Origin of the sequence: Hydrogenophaga sp. RAC07 (assembly GCF_001713375.1) — a bacterium.
Classification (GTDB): Bacteria; Pseudomonadota; Gammaproteobacteria; order Burkholderiales; family Burkholderiaceae_C; genus Hydrogenophaga.
In genome coordinates this window covers 4,265,691-4,285,288 of record NZ_CP016449.1, presented here as the reverse complement: position 1 = coordinate 4,285,288, position 19,598 = coordinate 4,265,691, and the positions used below count along the sequence as shown (strand labels likewise).

The following is a 19,598-nucleotide window of genomic DNA, read 5'->3' as shown; positions in this document are numbered from 1 at the left end:
GACCATGAACACCTCGACCCTCATCGCCCCGCCCGCGCAGGTGCGCCGCGCCGAACAGCACGACACAAAAGCCATCCAGGCCGCCGACAGCGCGCATTTCATCCACCCGTTCACCGACCACGGGGATCTCGCCACGCGCGGCTCGCGCGTGATCACGCGCGCCGACAACATCTACGTGTGGGACTCCGAAGGCCACAAGATCCTCGACGGCATGAGCGGCCTGTGGTGCGTGAACGCCGGTTACGGCCGCAAGGAACTGGCCGACGCCGCCTACCAGCAGATGATGACGCTGCCCTTCTACAACAGCTTCTTCCAGACCACCAACGTGCCGGCCGTGCAGCTGGCCACCAAGCTGGCGGCGCTGGCGCCCGAGGTGGGTGGGCGCAAGTTCGAGCACGTGTTCTTCAGCAGCAGCGGCAGCGAGAGCAACGACACCAACGTGCGCATGGTGCGCCGCTACTGGGACCTGCTGGGTCAGCCCGAGCGCAAGGTGATCATCGGTCGCCTGAACGGTTACCACGGCAGCACCATGGCGGGGGCATCGCTGGGCGGCATGAGCGGCATGCACGCGCAGGGTGACCTGCCGATTCCCAACATCACGCACATCGGCCAGCCCTACTTCTTCGAGAATGCGCTGCCCGGCGAGAGCCAGGACGCGTTCGGCATCCGCGCCGCCGGCTGGCTGGAAGCCAGGATCCTGGAGCTGGGTGCGGACAAGGTGGCGGCCTTCATCGCCGAGCCGGTGCAGGGCGCCGGCGGCGTGATCATCCCGCCCGCCACCTACTGGCCGGAGATCCAGCGCATCGTCGACAAACACGGCATCCTGCTGATTGCCGACGAGGTGATCTGCGCCTTCGGCCGCCTGGGCCACTGGTTCGCCTACGAGAAGTTCGGGATCCGGCCCGATCTGGTGACGTTCGCCAAGGGCGTGACCAGCGGCTACATCCCGCTGGGTGGCGTGATGGTGGGCGACCGTGTGGCGAAGGTGCTGATCGAGCAGGGCGGCGAGTTCAACCACGGCTACACCTACAGCGGCCACCCGGTGGCCTGCGCCGTGGCGCTGGCCAACATCGAGCTGATGGAGCGCGAGAACCTGGTGGGCCGGGTGCGCGACGACACCGGGCCCTACCTCGCCGAGCGTTTTGCCGAGCTCAACCAGCACCCGCTGGTGGGCGTGGCCGAGACCTGCGGCTTTGTGGCCGGGCTGGTGCTGGTGAAAGACAAGGCCACCGGCGCCACTTTCGACCCGGAACTGGGTGTGGGCATGATGTGCCGCGCCCACTGCTTCAAGAACGGCCTGATCATGCGCGCCGTGGGCGACCGCATGATCATCGCGCCGCCGCTGGTGATGACGCGGGCCCAGATCGACGAGATGATGGTACTGATCCACACCTGCCTGGATGCGACATTGACCCAGCTGCGGGCCGCCGGCCAGCACGCGTGAATAGAATGCCCCCTGCGGTACCTCGGAGCGCACCGATGAGGTGCGCTTCAGGCGGCGGCGGGTCTGGAACTTGCTAGATGGTTTGCCAGTCTTTTTCCACGCCTTTTGGTTCGATTTGCCATTGATCAACCCCTCTCAGGAGCGAGCACCACCATGAAAAAACACGTTTTGGTTATTGCAATGTCGGCCGTCTTGCTGGCGTCTTGCGGCAAGAAGGAAGAGCCCGTGGCGGCACCTGCCGCCCCTGCGCCGGTGGCCGCCGCGCCGGCCGCCCCGCCCGTGCCCGCTGGCCCGGTGCTTGACGACGAGAAGGTCCTCAACATCTACAACTGGCCCGACTACATTCCCGAAGGCATGATCGCCAACTTCGAGAAGGAAACGGGCATCAAGGTCAACTACGACACCTTCGAGACCAACGAAGCCCTGCACGCCAAGCTGGTGGCGGGCAACACCGGTTACGACATCGTCGTGCCCGGCACCGTGTTCGCCAAAGGCCAGATCGAAGGCGGCCTGCTGCAGCCGCTGAAGAAAGAGCAGATCCCGAACCTGGCCAACATGGATCCGGCGATCATGACCACGCTGACCAAAGCCGACCCCGAGAACAAGCACCTGGTGCCTTGGGCCTGGGGCTTCACCACCGTGGGCATCAACAAGACCAAGGTCGAGAAGGCCCTGGGTGGCATCGCCATGCCCGAGAACGCCTGGGACCTGGTGTTCAAGCCCGAGTACACGAGCAAGCTCAAATCGTGCGGCATCGCCTACCTCGACTCGCCCACCGAGATCATCCCGGTGGCGCTGCACTACATCGGCAAGGACGCATATTCGAACGATCCGGCCGACTACAAGGCGGCCAACGAGATGCTCATGAAGGTGCGCAAGGACGTGCGCCTGTTCAGCTCCACCATGATCGACGACATCGCCGGCGGCAAGGCCTGCGTGGCCATCGGCTGGTCGGGCGACGTGAACATTGCTGCCGGCCGCGCCAAGGAAAACGGTTCCAAGGACGTGATTGAAGCCCTGCTGCCGAGCACCGGCGCGCTGATCTTCTTTGACACCATGGCCGTGACCAAGGACGCCAAGCACCCGAACAACGCGATGGCCTTCATCGACTTCTACCTGCGCCCGGAAAACGCCGCGGCCATGGCCAACGAGATGAGCTACCCCACCGGCAACAAGGCCGCGACCGACAAGATCAACCCCGAGATCGCCAGCAACAAGACGATCTTTGTCGAGTCCGACTACTTCGCCAAGATGATCCCGCCGAGCAGCTTCACCAACGAAGCGCGCGAAGCCATGGCCAACGCCTACAACAGCTTCAAGAAAGGCAAGTAAGGCGGCCCGGTTTTCTTCAGACCTGACCCAGGGCTGTTCGTACGCACCGTATGAACAGCCCTTTTTCTTATCTGCACATCAAGACATCAAGACATCAAGGACTGAACATGGATGAGACGGGCACCCAGACGGGTTATCTGGTCACCGAAAAACTGGTCAAGCGCTTCGACGAGGCGGTGGCTGTGGACGAGGTGTCCCTCTCCATCGGCAAGGGCGAGATCTTCGCCCTGCTCGGCAGCTCGGGCTGCGGCAAGTCGACGCTGCTGCGCATGCTCGCCGGCTTCGAGAAACCGACCTCCGGGCGCATTCTGCTCGGCGGCCAGGACGTGGCGGCCATGCCACCCTACGAACGACCGGTCAACATGATGTTCCAGTCGTACGCGCTGTTTCCTCACCTCAACATCTGGGAGAACGTTGCCTTTGGCCTCAAGCGCGAAGGCTTGCCCAAGGCGGAGGTGCAACAGCGCACCGACGAGATGCTGGGCCTGGTGCAACTCACGCCCTACGCGAAACGCAAACCGCACCAGTTGTCCGGCGGCCAGCAGCAGCGTGTGGCACTGGCGCGCAGCCTGGCCAAACGGCCCAAGCTGTTGCTGCTCGACGAGCCCCTGGGCGCGCTCGACAAGAAGCTGCGCGAGCAGACCCAGTTTGAACTGGTCAACATCATCGAGAAGGTGGGCGTGACGGTGGTGATGGTCACGCACGACCAGGAAGAGGCCATGACCATGGCCAGCCGGATTGCCATCATGAGCAAGGGGCGGGTCTTGCAGGTGGGTACGCCCGAAGAGATCTACGAGCACCCGGCCAACCGCTTCGTGGCCGACTTCATCGGCAACGTCAACCTGTTCGAGGGCAAGCTCAGTGTGGACGAGCCCAACCGTTGTGCGGTGAGCACCGCCATCGGCCAGATCGAGGTGGGTCATGGCGTGCCGGGCCACCTGGGCATGGCGGTGGGCCTGGCCGTGCGGCCCGAGAAAATCGAGATCAGCAAGCAGCGCCCCGAGGGCGTGGCAGTGAACCTCTTCACCGGCACGGTCAAGGAGATCGCCTACTTCGGCTCCTACAACACCTACATCGTGCAGGCCGCCGACGGTCTGCGCGTGAAGATCACCGAAGCCAACACGTCGCGCCAGGACCTGTCGGACATCACCTGGGAGGACAACGTGTTCTTCTGGTGGAACGACAAGGCCGGTGTGGTCTTGAGGGATTGACCATGGCCATCAACCTGCCCATGCCCGGCAAGCGCTTCGTCATCGGCGTGCCCTATGTCTGGCTGTTTGTCTTCTTCCTCCTGCCCTTCCTGATCCTGCTGTACATCAGCTTCGTGGACATGGGCGAGAGCATCAACCCGTTCAAGCCGATCTGGGACAGCCAGACCGGCCTGCTCAGCCTGAAGTACGAGAACTACTGGACCATCTTCCGCGACGAAGGCGGTGTGCTGTTCAAGACCATCTACATCGAGGCCTACCTGCGCTCGATCTGGTATGCGCTGTGGACGGCCGTGCTGTGCCTGGTGTTCGGTTACCCCTTCGCCTACTTCATCGCGCGTTCGCCGGCCGGCGTGCGCCCGGCGCTGCTGATGATGGTGATGCTGCCGTTCTGGACGTCTTTCCTGCTGCGCGTCTACGCGTGGAAAGGCATCCTGGCCGACCAGGGCGTGCTCAACCAGCTGCTCATGGCCGTGGGCATCACGAGTGAACCCATCCTCATGCTCTACACCAACGTCTCGATGCTGGTGGGCATGACCTATGTGTACCTGCCCTTCATGGTGCTGCCGCTGTACGCCACGCTGGTGAAGATGGATTTCCGCCTGCTCGAAGCCGCCTACGACCTGGGCACCACGCCGTTCAAGGCCTTCTGGCTGATCACCGTGCCGCTGTCCAAGGCCGGCATCGTGGCCGGCTTCATGCTGGTGTTCATTCCCTCGGTGGGCGAGTTCGTGATTCCCTCGCTCCTGGGCGGGCCGGAGAACATCATGATCGGGCGTGTGGTCTGGGACGAGATGTTCACCAGCAACAACTGGCCGCGCGCCACCGCACTGGCGGTGGTGATGATCGCGCTGATCGTCGTGCCGCTGGCGATCTACTACCACTACACCGGCGAAGCCGCCGAACCCCGCAAGTGAGGCCGTGCATGAAACAAGTTCTTGAAAAACACTTCGGCAAGTTCTGGCTCGCGGCGGTGTATTTGTTCCTTTACCTGCCGCTGTTCTTCATGATCGTGTTCAGCTTCAACAGCACACGCCAGGACGCCAACTTCACCGGTTTCTCGTTGCGCTGGTACGAAGCGCTCACGCGCGACACCAAGATCGTCGAAGGTTTCTGGCTCTCGCTCAAGATCGCGGCGGTCACCGGTGTGCTGTCGGCCGTGCTCGGCACCTTCGCTGCGTTTGTGCTCGTGCGCTACCGGCGCTTCCCGGGCCGCACCGTGTTCAGCGGCATGGTCAACGCGCCGCTGGTGATGCCCGAGGTGGTGATCGGCCTGTCGTTGCTGCTGCTCATGGTGGGCGCGCAGAACGCCTTTGGCTGGCCCGAGCGCGGCATGCTCACCATCATCCTGGGTCACACACTGCTGGGCATGGCCTATGGCATGGTGGTGATCCAGAGTCGCCTGATGGAGATGGACCGCGCCATTGAAGAAGCCGCCATGGACCTGGGCGCCAAACCCCTGCAGGTGTTCTTCCTCGTCACGCTGCCCAACATCTTCCAGGGCATTCTCGCGGCCTTCCTGCTGGCGTTCACGCTGTCGTTCGACGACGTGGTGATTTCCGAATTCCTCTCCGGCCCGGGCGTGAACACGCTGCCGCAGGTGATCTTTGGCTACGCGCGGCGCGGCATCAACCCGACCATCTACGCCGCGGCCACGCTGCTGATCGTGACCGTGACGATCGGCATCGTGGGGTATGCGGTGTGGGTGGCCCGGTCCACGCGCAAGCGCGAGCGGGAGATTGCGGCGGCCACCCGGGCAGAGCTGGTGGCGCTGAGCCCGAACTGAGGGGTGCGAGCGGGGTCACTGGATCGCTGCGGGCGAGGGCAAGTGGATGCTCTGCGGCCCGGGTTTCGGGCGTAGCATGAGGCCACTTGCGGCTTCCCGCACACCCGAGACACCGACCCATGACCACCCCGACCTTTGACGGCCGCGCCTTCATCAACGGCGAGCGCATCGCCGCGCGCGACGGCCAGACTTTTGATTGCATCTCGCCGGTGGACGGCCGCCTGCTGACCGCGGTGGCGCGTTGTGGCGAGGCCGACATCGACGCTGCCGTGGCTGCAGGCCGGGCCGCGTTTGAAGACCGCCGCTGGAGTGGCATGGCGCCGGCGCAGCGCAAGCGCATCATGATCAAGTTCGCCGAGCAGCTCAGCGCGCACGCCGACGAACTGGCGCTGACCGAAACGCTGGACATGGGCAAGCCCATCAAGTACGCCAAGGGCGTGGACGTGAACAGCGCGGCCAACTGCATCCGCTGGTACGGCGAGGCGGTGGACAAGGTGTACGACGAGATCGCACCCACGGGGCGCAACGCGCTGGCGCTGATCACGCGCGAGCCGGTGGGTGTGGTGGGCGTGATCGTGCCCTGGAACTACCCCATGATCATGGCGGCCTGGAAGATTGCACCGGCGCTGGCCGCCGGCAACTCGGTGGTCTTGAAGCCGAGCGAAAAAAGCCCGCTCACCGCGCTGCGCCTGGCCGAGCTGGCCCTGGCCGCCGGCATCCCGCCCGGCGTGTTCAACGTGGTGCCGGGCTACGGCCCCGAGGCCGGCAGCCCGCTGGCGCTGCACATGGATGTGGACTGCATTGCGTTCACCGGCAGCACGCGCGTGGGCAAACAGATCCACGTGATGGCCGGGCAGAGCAACCTCAAGCGCGCCTGGACCGAGCTGGGTGGCAAGTCGCCCAACATCGTGTTCGCCGATTGCCCCAACCTCGACCGCGCGGTGGAAGCCGCGGTGGGCAGCATCTTTTTCAACCAGGGCGAGAGCTGCAATGCACCCTCGCGCCTGTTCATCGAGGCCTCGATCAAGGACGCGTTCCTGGAGAAGGCCTTGAAGCTGGTGCCCGACTACCAGCCGGGCAACCCGCTGGACAAGGCCACGACCATGGGCGCCATCGTCGACAAGGTGCAGATGGACACGGTGCTGCGTTACATCGAGTCGGGCAAGAACGAAGGCGCCACACTGCTGGCCGGTGGCGAGGCGGCCATGCCGGTGGCCGGTGGCAACTACGTGCTGCCCACCATCTTTGACGGCGTGACGCCGCAGATGACGATCGCGCGCGAGGAGATCTTTGGCCCGGTGTTGTCGGTGCTGAGCTTCACCGACGCGGCCGAGGTGGTGCGCGAGGCCAACAACAGCGTGTATGGCCTGCAGGCCGCCGTGTGGACCAGCGACATCAACAAGGCGCACGGCGTGGCGCGTGCGCTGCGCGCGGGCACGGTGCACGTGAACCAGTACGACGAGGACGACATCACCGTGCCCTTCGGTGGTTTCAAGCAGAGCGGCGTGGGGCGCGACAAGTCGCTGCACGCGTTCGACAAGTACACGGAAACCAAGACGACGTGGATTCGCATCGACAGCCCGGTGTGACGCGAGCCCTCACCCCGACCCTCTCCCAGAGGGAGAGGGGGTAATTGCCAAGGAGACAGCCATGAACGCCATGAACGACATCAAGACCGACAGCACCAACGCCGCCTGGCACCAGCGCCGGCTCGACGCCACACCGCGCGGTGTGGGCGTGATGGGGGACTTCTTCATCGACAAGGCGAAAAACGCCGAGTTCTGGGACATCGAGGGCCGCCGCTTCATCGACTTTGCGGGCGGCATCGCGGTGCTCAACACCGGCCACGTGCACCCCAAGGTGCAGGCGGCCATCGCCGCGCAGCTGCAGCGTTTCACGCACAGCTGCTACCAGGTCGTGCCCTACACCGAGTACGTGGCATTGGCCGAGCGCATCAACGCCATCGTGCCGATCGACGGACCGGTGAAGACCGCGTTTTTCTCCACCGGCGCCGAGGCGATCGAGAACGCGATGAAGATCGCGCGCTACAGCACCGGGCGCACCGGCGTCATTGCGTTTGGCGGTGCGTTCCACGGCCGCAGCATGTTCTCGGTCGCGCTCACCGGCAAGGTGCAGCCCTACAAGGCCGGCTTCGGCCCGTTCCCGCCCGAGATCTACCACGTGCCCTTCCCCTGCCACTGCAGTTCGCTCGACGACACCAAGCACGCGATGGAGCAGCTCTTCAAGTGCGACATCGAGCCCAGCCGCGTGGCGGCCATCGTGTTTGAACCGGTGCAGGGCGAGGGCGGCTTCAACCCCATCCAGCCGGCGGCCGTGAAGTGGCTGCGCGTGCTGTGCGACCAGCACGGCATCCTGCTGGTGGCCGACGAGGTGCAGACCGGCTTTGCGCGCACCGGCAAGATGTTTGCGATGGAGCATTACGGCGTGAGCCCCGACCTCATGACCATGGCCAAGAGCATGGCCGGTGGCACCACGCTCTCGGCCGTGTCGGGCAAGGCCGCCATCATGGACGGCCCGGCCCCGGGCGGCCTGGGCGGCACCTACGCCGGCAACCCGCTGGCCATCGCCGCCTCGCATGCGGTGCTGGACGTGATGGCCGAGGAGCGCCTGCCCGAGCGCGCGCAGAAGCTGGGCGACCAGCTCATCGGCCACCTGATCGCGCAGCGCGCCGTGTACCCCAAGCGCTTGGGCGACGTGCGCGGCCTGGGCGCCATGGTGGCTTGCGAGTTCATCGACGCCAAAGGTGCACCCGACGCCGACACCACGAAGAAGGTACAAACGGCGGCGCTCAAGCGCGGCCTGCTGCTGCTGACCTGCGGTGTCTACGGCAACGTGATCCGTTTCCTGTTCCCGCTCACCATTGAAGACAGCGTGTTCGCCGAGGGGCTGGCCGTGTTTGACGCCGCGCTGGCGGAGGTGCTCGCTTGACGTTGCAGGAGCGCATGGAAGCCCTGCGCGCTCAGGGCATCCACTCGGTGCTCACCACCTTCACCGACCTGCCCGGCGGGCCCAAGGGCAAGCTGGTGCCGCTGGATGGCCTGCCCGGTGCGGTGAGCAGCGGCGCGGGGTTCTCCGGCCCCAGCATCAGCGGCACCGGCCTGCCGCGCATGGGCGCGCGCAGCGAGTACATGGGGCGCGTGGTGCCCGAGAGCCTGCGCCCGCTGCCCTTCATGCCCGGCGTGGCGCACGCGGTGTGCGACGGTTTTGCCGGCGGTGAACCGCTGGACACCTGCTCGCGCCAGGTGCTCAAGCGCCAGGTCGAACACTTGCGCGCGCGCGGCTGGACGTTGTGGGTCGGCATCGAGCCCGAGTTCTTCCTGCTCAAGCGCGATGCGCAGGGCCGCTGGCAGGTGGCCGATGCGCAGGACGGGCTTGCCAAACCCTCGTACGACCTGCAGGCCATCGGCCGCAACTTCGCGTTTCTCGACGCCATGCGCCAGACGCTCACCGGGCTCGGTTTCCAGTTGCAGCAGATCGACCACGAAGACGCGTGCGGCCAGTACGAGATCAACTACCAGCACGACGACGCGTTGGCCGCGGCCGACCGCTACCAGCTCTTCAAGCTCGCCGCGCAGGCCGTGGCGTCGCAACACGGCGCGGTGTTTTCCACCATGCCCAAGCCGCTGGCGCACGCGCCAGGCAGTGGCTTGCACTTTCACCTGAGCCTGACCGATGCCAACGGCAACGCCGTGATGGCCGACCCGGCTGGCGCGCTGGGTCTGAGCACCACTGGCCACCAGTTCGCCGCCGGCCTGCTGCACCACGCCGACGCGCTGGCCGCCTTGTGCGCGCCCACCGCCAACAGCTACAAGCGCCTGGCCGCCAGCCGCAGCGCGTCGGGCACCACCTGGTCACCGGTGTGGAAGGCCATGGGCGACAACAACCGCACGTGCCTCGTGCGCACCGTGGCCGGGCGCATCGAATGGCGCCTGCCCGACCCGTCCTGCAACGTGTACGCCGCCATCGCCGGCACGCTGGCGGCGGGACTCTCCGGCATCGAGCAGGCCCTGCCCGCCGCCACGCCTTGCACGGACGACTTGTACGAGCGGCACGCGCGCGGTGAGGCTTTGCCCGACCGGCTGCCGCGCGACCTGTTCGCGGCATTGCAGGCCCTGGAGCAGGACGCGCCGCTGCGCGTCGCCGTGGGCGACGCCTTCTGCGCCGAATTCCTCACGCTCAAGCACGCCGAATGGGCCAGCTACAGCCAGCAGGTGAGCGACTGGGAGCTGGAGCGCTACGGCAACGCGGCCTGATTGAAGTTACCCCCGCGCCGCCTGCGGCGTCACCCCCTCCAGGGGGCGCACCCTGCGGCCTGGCAGAGCCAGTTCCGCGGGTGCCCTGGCTTTCGGGATAATCCGGCTGCTTGAACACCCCCGCCGCCACTGCCGCCCCCACCGCGTCCGCCAAGACCTGGACCAAGACCGCCGACCGGCCGCTGCGCAGCTGGCGCAAGTCCGCCAGCATCTGGGTGTTCGCGCATTTCGTCGGCGTGCCGGTGCCGTGGCACGCGGTGCGCCAGACCGATGGCGCGGAGCTGCTGGCCTTTGAGCACCAGCGCCTGCTGGCCCTGGCGGCCGCCGGCGAACGCGTGCCCACCGTGCTGGCCTTCGACGGTTTCTCGCTCACCACCAGCGACATCGGCGACACGCTGGACCACGTGTTGCACCGCTCGCCCGAAGCCGCGCGCCTGGCGCTGATGTGCGCCGCCAGCGCCGACCTGGCCGCCTTCCACACACGGGGCCACTGGCACGGCGGCGCCCAGACCCGCAACCTCACCTGGAACGGCGAGCACTTCGCCCGCCTGGATTTCGAAGAGCGCCTGCAACCCGGCATGGCGCTGGCCACGGTGCAGGTGTACGACGCACTGCAGCTGTTGTTGTCGATGGCGCGGTACCTGCAGCCACTTGGCGCGGACGCGGTGCGCGCGGTGCTGCAGGCCTACGCAGACGCCGGCACCGGGGGCCCCGCGCTGCGCGACTTCATCGCCCACCTGCTGCCACGCCTGGGCTGGGTGTCGAAGCTTGCGGCCTGGTCACCGCGGCTGGATGGTTCGCGTGAGCTGATGCGCTTGCGCACGGTGCTGGACGGCATGACGGCGTTTGTGGCGCGGGGGGCAAAGCCGTAACCGTTTGCCCTGTGTCAGGTGGTTACAAACGGATCGGGCGCACGGCCTAGAATCGCCGTTTCAACCGAAGAGCCTCAGATGACCACCGACAAAAAGCCAACCGCCTTCAACCGTGCCCTCAAACCCAGCGCCGAACTGGCCGCTGTGATCGGTGCCACGCCCCAACCCCGCACCGAAGTTGTGAAGCTGATGTGGGAATACATCAAGGCCAACAACCTGCAGAACCCGAAGAACAAGCGCAACATCCTCGCGGACGCCAAGCTCAAGGCCGTGTTCGGCAAGGATGAGGTCACCATGTTCGAAATGACCGGGTTGGTGGGCAAACACCTGAGCTGATGGAAACGTCGGGGGACGAGACCCTCAGGTCTTGTACCCCGCATCCAGCTTCTCCACCTTGCGCAGGAGTGCGGGCCAGGCCACTTGTGAACCCAACCCTGCCGTGGCCACGCGCATCACGTCGGCCATGCCGGCCAGGATGGCGGGGTCGACCTGGGTGAGTTCGGTGCCGCCGGCCAGGGCGTCGATCTGGATGCGGCAGGCGTTCTCCAGCGTGTACATGGCCAGGAAAGCGTCGGGGATGGTCTTGCCCACGGTGAGCAGGCCGTGGTTGCGCAGCACCAGGTGGTTGGCCTTGCCCAGGTCGGCCTGCAGGCGCGCCTTTTCTTCGGATCGCAGGGCCACGCCTTCGTAGGCGTGGTACGCGAGCGAGGCGAGCACAAAGGTGCTTTGCTGGCTGATGGGCAGGATGCCGGCTTTCTGCGCACTCACCGCCACGCCGGCGCGCGAGTGCGTGTGCATCACACAACCGGCTTCGGGCCGCGCTTCGTGCACGGCGCTGTGGATCACGAAGCCCGCCGGGTTCACCGGGAAGGGCGAGTCCAGCAGCTTGTTGCAGGCCATGTCGACCTTGACCAGGCTGCTCGCCGTGATCTCGTCGAACATCAGGCCGTAGGGGTTGATCAGGAAGTGGTGTTCACCACCAGTCACCGAGTCGGGCAGCTTGGCGCTGATGTGGGTGAAGACCAGATCGCTCCAGCCGTAAGTGGCGACCAGCCGGTAGCAGGCGGCGAGATCGCAACGCAGCGCCCATTCTTCGGCGCTGACCACTTCTTTGAGGGACGGGATGTGCATGGTGTGTCTCCTGGCGCGCCTCTGACCGGGCGCGAGCCATGCACTGTATGCCGCTCAGGCGAACTTGTCGTGTCCCAGCGAGGACAAGTTCACCGGCGTGCTCACTTCTTCATCGAGCAGGTGTTGAAGCCCAGCATGGCGTAAGGCGGGCACCAGCCCACCAGGCCGGTGAGCAGGGGCACCACGCCGAGATAGCCCCACCAGCCCACGGTGCCGGTGGCGGCCGCGGCGATCAAGGCCAGGCCGATGGTGATGCGAAGGATGCGGTCGATGCCGCCGACGTTTTGGGTCATGGTGTGTCTCCGGTGAAGCGACGTGCAAGCCCGGCCTGGAGCAGCCGGCCCTTGATTGGGCGCTTGCTGGAGCCGGTGCGCCTTGACCTGCGTCAATGCGTCGCGAGGGGATGCACGCCGGGTTGGGTGGCGTGCTCCAGACGGGTCAGCCAGGCCATGGCCTGTTCGCGGCTCTCGCCGCACATCTCGGGCCCGGGCGCGAGCGAGCTGCACACCGCCGGGCGCTCGGGCAGGCCGAACAGGCGGCAGCGCAACTCGGCGTCCAGTTGCGGGCAAGCCACGCCGGCCGGTTTGCCCAGCGGCAACCCGGGCAAGGGGCTGCTGATGGACGGCGCGGTGCAGCAGGCGGCGCAGCCGGGGCGGCAGGCCAGTGCGGATGAATCCATGGGGATGGTGCCTGCCTCAGGCCTGCAGGCGCTGGCCAGCCCACAGGACCTGGTCGACCACGCCCTGCACGGCGTTGCGCGCGGGCTCGGCCAGCAGCTGGCCGCCGGCGTCGAAGGCGTCACCGGCCTTGGACAGCGCAAATTGCTTCGGGGCCACCCAGCACTGCAAATTCAATAGCAACGGGGTAAGGTGGGACAGGCTTCTCAGGCCACCCAGGGCGCCGGGTGAGGCGCTCAGAAGACCCACCACCTTGCCGGCGAACGGCTTGGTGCCGCTGGACCAAAGTGGGTCGCCCTTGATGGGGCTGGAGACCCAATCGATGGTGTTTTTGAGCAGGCCGGTGTAGCTGCCGTTGTACTCGGGCGAGGCGATGATCCAGGCCGGGTGGGCGTGGAAGAGCTCCTTGAGCTTGACGGCGGCGGCGGGCGTGCCGCGCGCTTCAAGGTCGGCGTTGTAGAGCGGCAGGTCGAAGTCGGCCAGCTCGATGTGGGTCACCTGGGCGCCGGCGGTGGCGGCGTGCGCGGCGGCGACGGTGGCCAGTTGTCGGTTGAAGGATTGGGCGCGGGTGCTGCCGGCGAAAACGAGGAGGGGTAGGGGTGTGCTCATGCCGCCATTGTCGCGGCCTTCGTTCAGAACGAGCTGTCAAAGAAATCGGGTGGTGGTGGCGGAGGTGGCGATGCCGGCGCTGCGACCGGTGCCGGGGCGGGTGGGCAGCGCCGGCTGGCCAGGCCCCAGGCCATCTGAAAGCGCTCCATGACCAGGTCGCGGCTGAAGGTGACGGTGGTCTGGCGGAAGTTGTAGCCCACGCCCACGTCCAGCCCGATGCGGCGGCCTTCGCCGGGGAAGAAGCTCACACCCGCGGCCAGCACCGGCCGGTTGCGGCGATCGGACGACAGGATCTTGAAGGTGACGCCGGTGTCGCCGCCGAAGTTGTGGGAGATGCCGAACATGAAGCCGGCGGCCTGCGTGTTGAAACAGGCCAGCGCGGTGGAGCTGGCCACCAGCCAGTGGAATTGCATGGGAGTTCCTTGCTGTTGTTCGCCCGGACATGGGCTGGTACTCAGCTTAGGAACCGGCGCGCGCTGTCACCATCCGCGCGGCGCGTTAGGGCGTGCGGGCTTCGGCGCGTGGCCCGATGGCGTGGTGGGGCAGAAAACGCCCAACGGTGGGACAATCGCGGGTTGCCCGGGGCGCCGGGCCAGCAGCACCCCGGAAGCGAAAACCAACATGTTGTACCCCCAGGAATTTGATGTCATCGTCGTCGGCGGCGGCCACGCCGGCACCGAAGCCGCGCTGGCGGCCGCCCGCATGGGCAGCAAGACGCTGCTGCTGACCCACAACATCGAGACGTTGGGCCAGATGAGCTGCAACCCCAGCATCGGCGGCATCGGCAAGGGCCACCTGGTGAAAGAGGTGGACGCCATGGGCGGCGCGATGGCGCTGGCCACCGACGAAGGCGGCATCCAGTTCCGCATCCTGAACAGCTCCAAGGGCCCGGCCGTGCGCGCCACCCGCGCCCAGGCCGACCGCGTGCTCTACAAGGCCGCGATCCGCCGCATGATGGAGAACCAGCCCAATTTGTGGCTGTTCCAGCAGGCGGTGGACGACCTGATGGTCGAAGGTGACCGTGTTGTGGGCGCTGTGACGCAAGTGGGTATCCGCTTCCGCAGCCGCACCGTGGTGCTGACGGCCGGCACCTTTCTGGACGGCAAGATCCATGTGGGCCTGAACAACTACGCCGCCGGCCGCGCGGGCGATCCGCCGGCGGTGTCGCTCTCGGCGCGCCTGAAAGAGCTGAAGTTGCCGCAGGGCCGCCTGAAAACCGGCACGCCACCGCGCCTGGACGGCCGCAGCATCGACTACAGCCAGTGCACAGAACAGCCCGGCGACGGTGTACCCGGCGGCATGAACGCCGACCGACCGGTGCCGGTGTTCAGTTTCATGGGCAGCACCGCGATGCACCCGCGGCAGGTGCCGTGCTGGATCACGCACACCAACGAGCGCACGCACGACATCATCCGCAGCGGCTTCGACCGCAGCCCCATGTTCACCGGCAAGATCGAGGGCGTGGGCCCGCGCTACTGCCCGAGTGTGGAAGACAAGATCAACCGCTTCGCCGACAAGGACAGCCACCAGATCTTTCTGGAGCCCGAGGGCCTGACCACGCACGAGGTCTATCCCAACGGCATCTCCACCAGCTTGCCGTTCGACATCCAGTACCAGCTGGTGCGCAGCATGAAAGGCCTGGAAAACGCGCACATCCTGCGCCCGGGCTATGCCATCGAATACGACTACTTCGACCCGCGTTCGCTCAAGAGCAGCTTCGAGACCAAACAGATCCAGGGCCTGTTCTTCGCAGGACAGATCAACGGCACCACGGGCTACGAAGAGGCCGCTGCCCAGGGTATGTTCGCCGGCATCAACGCCGCGCTGCAGTGCCGGGGCGAGGGCGCATGGCTGCCTGGGCGCGATGAGGCCTATCTGGGCGTGCTGGTCGACGACCTGATCACCCAGGGCGTGACCGAGCCCTACCGCATGTTCACCAGCCGGGCCGAGTTCCGCCTGCAGCTGCGCGAAGACAACGCCGACATGCGACTGACCGAAGCCGGCCGCCGCATGGGTCTGGTGGGCGACGCGCAGTGGGACGCGTTCTGCCGCAAGCGCGACGCTGTTTCACGTGAAACAGAGCGCCTCAAAGCCACGTGGGTGAACCCGCGCAGCCTGCCCGCCGCCGAGTCGGAGCGGGTGCTGGGCAAAGCCATTGAACATGAACACAACCTGTTCGATCTGTTGCGTCGCCCAGGCGTGGCTTACGCCGATCTGGTCGGGCTCGACGGCGGCAAGTATGTGGGCCCGGACGTTTCACGTGAAACACTGGGTGATCTGCTGGAGCCGGTGGTGGAGCAGGTGGAAATCGCCGCCAAGTACTCGGGTTACATCGACCGGCAGAAGGGCGAAGTGGAGCGGGCGTCGCACTACGAAGGCCTGAAATTGCCGACCGATCTGGACTACCTCCAGGTAACGGCCTTGTCCTTTGAGGCGCGGCAGAAGCTGGCCAAGCACCGCCCCGAGACGCTGGGCCAGGCCTCGCGCATCTCGGGCATCACGCCCGCGAGCATCTCGCTGTTGCTCATCCATCTGAAAAAGGGCGGCTTCAAGGGCTTTGCCACGTTGCCTGCAGCGGCCGCCGACCTGGCCTCCGACGTCCCGGCATGAGCGATTTGAGAACCACCCTGCAGGCCGGCCTGCAGTCGCTCCAGCTCGTGCTCGACGCGCGGCAGGTCGATCTGCTGCTCGACTACCTGGGCCTGCTCCAGAAATGGAACAAGGTCTACAACCTCACGGCCGTGCGCGATCCGGCCGAGATGATGACCCACCACCTGCTCGACAGCCTCGCAGCCATCAAGCCTTTGTTGCTGCAAGTGGGCGACCGGCCGGCCAAGCTGCTCGACGTGGGTTCGGGCGGCGGTCTGCCCGGCGTGGTGATCGCCATTGCCTGCCCGCAGATCGACGTGACCTGTGTGGACACGGTGGCCAAGAAGGCGGCGTTCATCCAGCAGGCCGCCGCCACGCTCAAGTTGCCCAAGCTGCGCGGGCTGCACGCGCGGGTGGAAAGCCTCAACGCCATGTCGGGGCAGGGCTACGACGTGGTGTGTTCACGTGCTTTCGCATCGTTGGTGGACTTCACCAACTGGTCGAAGAGCGCCTTGAACGAGGGCGGCATCTGGATGGCGATGAAAGGCAAACACCCGGGCGACGAGCTGGCCACGCTGGCTTCAGAGGCGCCTTCGGTGGACGTGTTTCACGTGGAACAGCTCCGGGTGCCGGGGCTGGACGCCGAGCGCTGCATCGTCTGGATGCGCCCCGGCCCGACCGCTGTGGCCTGAGCAACACGGTGCGCCAATGGCGCCCGTGACTGCAAAACCCTTCACGTAAACTCGACCCTCCACTTCCCGGGGGTTCTCCATGTTCGGCATCGCAGACTACGGCGCTTTTGCCGCCGCCATCGTTGTGTTCCTGCTCATCCCGGGACCGGGCAATCTGGCGCTGGTGACCTCCACCGGCAAGGGTGGAATCAAGGGCGGACTGGCCGCCACCTTCGGCGTGATCGCTGGTGACCAGGTGCTGATGTGGCTGGCGGTGGCCGGCGTGGCGGCCTTGCTGGCCGCGTACCCGGCGGCTTTCAGCGCGGTGCAGTGGCTGGGTGCGGCGTACCTCGCCTGGCTGGGTTTCAAGATGCTGATCGCCAAGCCGGGCGACGCCCCCATCCTCAACATCCGCCCGCGCCAGTACTTTCAGCAAGCCATCGTCATCACCTTGCTCAACCCCAAGGCCATCGTGTTCTACATGGCCTTCTTCCCGCTGTTTGTGGACCCCGCCCGCCACCAGGGCCTGGTCACCTTCGGCGCCATGGCCGCCACCATCGCGGTGCTCACCTTCGCCTACGGCCTGTCCGTGACCTTGCTGACCCACTTTCTCGCCGCGCGCATGCGCGCCAACCCGGTCTTCGGCCGTGTGCTGGAAAAGGTGGCTGGACTGTTCCTCATCGGTTTCGGCATCAAGCTGGCCATTTCCAAATAAGAAGACCACATGGCCAAGATTTTCTGCATTGCGAACCAGAAGGGCGGCGTCGGCAAGACCACCACCACGGTGAACCTGGCCGCCGGACTGGCCAAGGTGGGCCAGCGGGTGCTGATGGTCGACCTCGATCCGCAGGGCAACGCCACCATGGGCTCGGGCGTGGACAAGCGGCAGATGGCGCTTTCGGTCTATGACGTGCTGCTGGAGTCCGCCTCGGTGGCGGAAGCTGCCGTGTTCTCCGAGAAGTGCGGTTACCACGTGCTGGGCGCCAACCGCGAACTGGCGGGCGCCGAGGTGGAGCTGGTGGAGGTGGAGCGGCGGGAGAAGCGCCTGAAGACCGCGCTGGCCGAGGCACTCGACAGCTACGATTTTGTGCTGATCGACTGCCCACCCAGCCTGAGCATGCTCACCCTCAACGGCCTGTGTGCCGCGCACGGCGTGATCGTGCCCATGCAGTGCGAGTACTTTGCGCTCGAAGGCCTGACCGATCTGGTCAACACCATCAAGCAGGTGCACGCCAACCTCAACAAGGACCTGGCCATCATCGGCCTGCTGCGCGTCATGTTCGACCCGCGCATCACCCTGCAGCAGCAGGTGAGCGACCAGCTCAAGGCCCACTTTGGCGACAAGGTGTTCGACACCGTGATCCCGCGCAACGTGCGCCTGGCCGAAGCCCCGAGCTACGGTCTGCCGGGCGTGGTCTTCGACCCGTCCGCCCGCGGCAGTCAGGCCTTCGTGGCGTTCGCCAAGGAAATGGTCGATCGCATCGACAAACTTTGAAACCAGGATGTTTCACGTGAAACCTCAAAACGTCCTCATCCTGCCCGGCTGGCAGAACAGCGGGCCCGATCACTGGCAAAGCCGCTGGGAAACCGCTCACGGTTACCGCCGGGTGGACCAGCACGACTGGCTGCAGCCTCGCCGCGGCGACTGGATTGCCCGCCTGGAAGAAGTGCTGTTCACCTGTGACGAGCCAGCGGTGCTGGTGGCCCACAGCCTCGGCTGCCTGCACACCGCCGCCTGGGCGGCGCATTCCCAGAACACCTCCCGCGTGAAGGCGGCGTTGCTGGTGGCGCCCGGCGACGCCGAACGCGAAGAAATGCGCCCGGTGTTGCCCAGCTGGGCGCCCATTCCCATGGAGCGGCTGCCGTTCCCCAGTGTGCTGATTGGCAGCCGCAACGACCTGTATTGCAGCTTCGAGCGCGTGCAGGCCTTCGCCGCCGCTTGGGGCTCGCGCTTCGTCGACCTGGGTGAAGCCGGCCACATCAACGCCGAGTCCGGCCTGGGCGACTGGCCGGCCGGCCATGCGGTGCTCGCCGAGCTCATGAACCTCTGAACCTTTCGAAAGCACGAAGACCCATGGTCACCAAAAAACCCAAGGGCCTCGGCCGCGGACTCGAAGCCCTGCTGGGCCCCAAGGTGGTGGACAGCGCACCGGCCGATGCCGACAGCCTGCCGTCGAACCTGCCGCTGACCGAACTGGTGGCCGGCCAATACCAGCCCCGTACCCACATGGACGAGGGTGCGTTGTACGAACTGGCCGAAAGCATCAAGGCCCAGGGGGTGATGCAGCCGATCCTGGTGCGCCAGCTGGCCGGCGGACCGAACGCCGGCAAGTACGAGATCATTGCTGGCGAGCGCCGCTTCCGCGCCTCGAAGCTGGCGGGGCTGGAGAGCGTGCCGGTGCTGGTGCGCGACGTGCCCGACGAGTCGGCTGCGGCCATGGCGCTGATCGAAAACATCCAGCGCGAAGACCTGAACCCACTGGAAGAGGCCCACGGACTGCAACGCCTGGTGAAAGAGTTTGGACTCACTCACGAACAAGCGGCCCAGGCCGTCGGCCGTTCGCGCAGTGCCGCCAGCAACCTGCTGCGCCTGCTGCAACTGGCCGAGCCGGTGCAGACCATGCTGATGGCCGGCGACCTCGACATGGGACACGCGCGTGCGCTGCTGGCGCTGGACAAAGCCCACCAGATCACCGCGGGCAACCAGATCGCGGCGAAAAAGATGTCGGTGCGCGAGGCCGAGAGCCTGGTGAAAAAGCTCGGCGCCGAGTTCGCGCTGTCGCCGCAAAAGCTCAAGAAGGACAAGTCGCGCGACATCCGCCGCGTGGAAGAAGAGCTGGCCGACCTGCTGATGGCGGAGGTCGAGGTGCGTGTGAAGAAGCGCCTCAAGCGGCACGGGCGCATCGAAGAAATGGGCGAAATCGCGATCCAGTTCGGTTCGCTTGAAGCGCTCAATGGCCTGATCGACAAACTGCGCGGCGGCCATTGAACCGGCTGGGCGGTCC

21 protein-coding genes are annotated in these 19,598 nt (G+C 66.1%); 16 read left to right on the top strand and 5 right to left on the bottom strand.

Annotated elements, in window-relative coordinates:
- The first annotated feature begins 4 nt into the window (after positions 1–4).
- The 10 genes from BSY239_RS20025 to BSY239_RS19980 all read left to right on the top strand — a co-directional run bounded on the left by BSY239_RS20025 (position 5) and on the right by BSY239_RS19980 (position 11,252).
- The gene (locus tag BSY239_RS20025; protein ID WP_069048357.1) at positions 5–1,444 is read left to right on the top strand and encodes an aspartate aminotransferase family protein; all 1,440 of its coding nucleotides are present in this window, start codon (positions 5–7) and stop codon (positions 1,442–1,444) included.
- A 153-nt stretch (positions 1,445–1,597) separates the two neighbouring features.
- Positions 1,598–2,776, top strand: a complete 1,179-nt coding sequence (locus BSY239_RS20020; protein WP_069048356.1) for an extracellular solute-binding protein — start codon at positions 1,598–1,600, stop codon at positions 2,774–2,776.
- Between the two features lie 107 nt (positions 2,777–2,883).
- Positions 2,884–3,987 carry an ABC transporter ATP-binding protein gene (locus BSY239_RS20015; RefSeq protein WP_069048355.1) on the top strand — a complete coding sequence of 368 codons (1,104 nt, stop codon included), beginning with the start codon at positions 2,884–2,886 and terminating at the stop codon, positions 3,985–3,987.
- 2 nt (positions 3,988–3,989) lie between these two features.
- A complete protein-coding gene (locus tag BSY239_RS20010; RefSeq protein WP_069048354.1) occupies positions 3,990–4,901 on the top strand; it encodes an ABC transporter permease in 912 nt (303 codons plus the stop codon).
- 8 nt (positions 4,902–4,909) lie between these two features.
- Positions 4,910–5,770 carry an ABC transporter permease gene (locus BSY239_RS20005; RefSeq protein ID WP_069048353.1) on the top strand — a complete coding sequence of 287 codons (861 nt, stop codon included), beginning with the start codon at positions 4,910–4,912 and terminating at the stop codon, positions 5,768–5,770.
- Between the two features lie 119 nt (positions 5,771–5,889).
- On the top strand, positions 5,890–7,359 hold the full coding sequence (locus BSY239_RS20000) for an aldehyde dehydrogenase (protein WP_069048352.1): 1,470 nt from the start codon (positions 5,890–5,892) through the stop codon (positions 7,357–7,359).
- A gap of 61 nt (positions 7,360–7,420) precedes the next feature.
- Positions 7,421–8,719 (top strand): 4-aminobutyrate--2-oxoglutarate transaminase, encoded by a 1,299-nt coding sequence (gene gabT, locus BSY239_RS19995; RefSeq protein WP_083240088.1) that lies wholly within the window; start codon positions 7,421–7,423, stop codon positions 8,717–8,719.
- Positions 8,716–10,044 (top strand): type III glutamate--ammonia ligase, encoded by a 1,329-nt coding sequence (locus tag BSY239_RS19990; RefSeq protein WP_335583411.1) that lies wholly within the window; start codon positions 8,716–8,718, stop codon positions 10,042–10,044. Before gabT ends, BSY239_RS19990 begins: the two co-directional genes overlap by 4 nt.
- Before the next feature lie 110 nt (positions 10,045–10,154).
- Positions 10,155–10,916, top strand: a complete 762-nt coding sequence (locus BSY239_RS19985) for a hypothetical protein (RefSeq protein WP_069048351.1) — start codon at positions 10,155–10,157, stop codon at positions 10,914–10,916.
- Positions 10,917–10,994: 78 nt separating this feature from the next.
- A complete protein-coding gene (locus tag BSY239_RS19980) occupies positions 10,995–11,252 on the top strand; it encodes an SWIB/MDM2 domain-containing protein (protein WP_069048350.1) in 258 nt (85 codons plus the stop codon).
- 24 nt (positions 11,253–11,276) lie between these two features.
- Here the strand turns inward: BSY239_RS19980 and BSY239_RS19975 are convergent, their stop codons facing one another.
- The 5 genes from BSY239_RS19975 to BSY239_RS19955 all read right to left on the bottom strand — a co-directional run bounded on the left by BSY239_RS19975 (position 11,277) and on the right by BSY239_RS19955 (position 13,746).
- Positions 11,277–12,047, bottom strand: coding sequence for a class II aldolase/adducin family protein (locus tag BSY239_RS19975; protein WP_069048349.1), 771 nt, complete (start codon positions 12,045–12,047; stop codon positions 11,277–11,279).
- Positions 12,048–12,148: 101 nt separating this feature from the next.
- Positions 12,149–12,340, bottom strand: a complete 192-nt coding sequence (locus BSY239_RS19970) for a YgaP family membrane protein (protein WP_069048348.1) — start codon at positions 12,338–12,340, stop codon at positions 12,149–12,151.
- Between the two features lie 92 nt (positions 12,341–12,432).
- On the bottom strand, positions 12,433–12,726 hold the full coding sequence (locus BSY239_RS19965; RefSeq protein WP_069048347.1) for a YkgJ family cysteine cluster protein: 294 nt from the start codon (positions 12,724–12,726) through the stop codon (positions 12,433–12,435).
- 16 nt (positions 12,727–12,742) lie between these two features.
- The gene (locus BSY239_RS19960) at positions 12,743–13,333 is read right to left on the bottom strand and encodes an NADPH-dependent FMN reductase (protein WP_069048346.1); all 591 of its coding nucleotides are present in this window, start codon (positions 13,331–13,333) and stop codon (positions 12,743–12,745) included.
- 23 nt (positions 13,334–13,356) lie between these two features.
- The gene (locus BSY239_RS19955; protein ID WP_069048345.1) at positions 13,357–13,746 is read right to left on the bottom strand and encodes a hypothetical protein; all 390 of its coding nucleotides are present in this window, start codon (positions 13,744–13,746) and stop codon (positions 13,357–13,359) included.
- Positions 13,747–13,954: 208 nt separating this feature from the next.
- Here BSY239_RS19955 and mnmG point away from each other — a divergent pair, with 208 nt between their 5' ends.
- The 6 genes from mnmG (at position 13,955) to BSY239_RS19925 (ending at position 19,582) form a co-directional block, all read left to right on the top strand.
- Entirely contained in the window at positions 13,955–15,943 is a 1,989-nt protein-coding gene (gene mnmG, locus BSY239_RS19950) for a tRNA uridine-5-carboxymethylaminomethyl(34) synthesis enzyme MnmG (protein ID WP_069048344.1), read from the top strand.
- Positions 15,940–16,614 (top strand): 16S rRNA (guanine(527)-N(7))-methyltransferase RsmG, encoded by a 675-nt coding sequence (gene rsmG, locus BSY239_RS19945; RefSeq protein ID WP_069048343.1) that lies wholly within the window; start codon positions 15,940–15,942, stop codon positions 16,612–16,614. Before mnmG ends, rsmG begins: the two co-directional genes overlap by 4 nt.
- Before the next feature lie 79 nt (positions 16,615–16,693).
- Positions 16,694–17,308, top strand: a complete 615-nt coding sequence (locus BSY239_RS19940) for a LysE family translocator (protein WP_069048342.1) — start codon at positions 16,694–16,696, stop codon at positions 17,306–17,308.
- 9 nt (positions 17,309–17,317) lie between these two features.
- Positions 17,318–18,088: a ParA family protein gene (locus tag BSY239_RS19935; protein WP_069048341.1), complete on the top strand. Its 771-nt coding sequence runs from the start codon at positions 17,318–17,320 to the stop codon at positions 18,086–18,088.
- A 16-nt stretch (positions 18,089–18,104) separates the two neighbouring features.
- Positions 18,105–18,644 carry an RBBP9/YdeN family alpha/beta hydrolase gene (locus tag BSY239_RS19930; RefSeq protein ID WP_069049111.1) on the top strand — a complete coding sequence of 180 codons (540 nt, stop codon included), beginning with the start codon at positions 18,105–18,107 and terminating at the stop codon, positions 18,642–18,644.
- A 23-nt stretch (positions 18,645–18,667) separates the two neighbouring features.
- Complete coding sequence (locus tag BSY239_RS19925; protein WP_069048340.1) at positions 18,668–19,582, top strand: ParB/RepB/Spo0J family partition protein; 915 nt, start codon at positions 18,668–18,670, stop codon at positions 19,580–19,582.
- Positions 19,583–19,598: the final 16 nt, after the last annotated feature.